Origin of the sequence: Promicromonospora kroppenstedtii DSM 19349 (assembly GCF_000515355.1) — a bacterium.
GTDB lineage: Bacteria > Actinomycetota > Actinomycetes > Actinomycetales > Cellulomonadaceae > Promicromonospora > Promicromonospora kroppenstedtii.
The window spans coordinates 9253-9662 of record NZ_KI911730.1 but is presented as its reverse complement, the minus strand read 5'-3'; the positions used below and the strand labels follow the sequence as shown (position 1 = coordinate 9662).

The 410-nt window shown below is 74.1% G+C and carries 1 pseudogene; it reads left to right on the top strand.

Annotated features, from left to right (window positions below):
* Window positions 1-184: 184 nt before the first annotated feature.
* Window positions 185-410, top strand: a pseudogene (locus PROKR_RS35805) (winged helix-turn-helix domain-containing protein); the annotation flags it as partial.

Here is a 410-nt window from a genome sequence, read left to right as displayed (position 1 = left end):
AGCAGGTCCGCGCAGCGGGCGCACCACGGCACGTCGAGCTCGCCGCACGGGCAGGCGACGGGCAGCAGCAGGCGGGCGAGCTCGCGGACGGGGCGCATTCCCCGACCCTGGCGCAGCGCGCGGTCGCGCGCCGCTTGTCCACAGCCTCGGGGGGAGTGTCAGTGGTACGGGGCAGGATGGGTCCGTGCAACCGATCTCGCTGTCCCTCGACCAGGCACGCCGTGTGGCCGTCGCAGCCCAGGGCCTGCACCGCCCGCGTACCGACGGGCCGCGCACCATGCGGCACGTCCAAGGCGTGATCGACCGCCTCGGCCTGTTCCAGATCGACTCGGTGAACGTGCTCGCCCGGGCGCACCAGCTGCCGTTGTTCGCGCGGCTGGGCCCGTACGACACCGACCTGCTGGACCGGG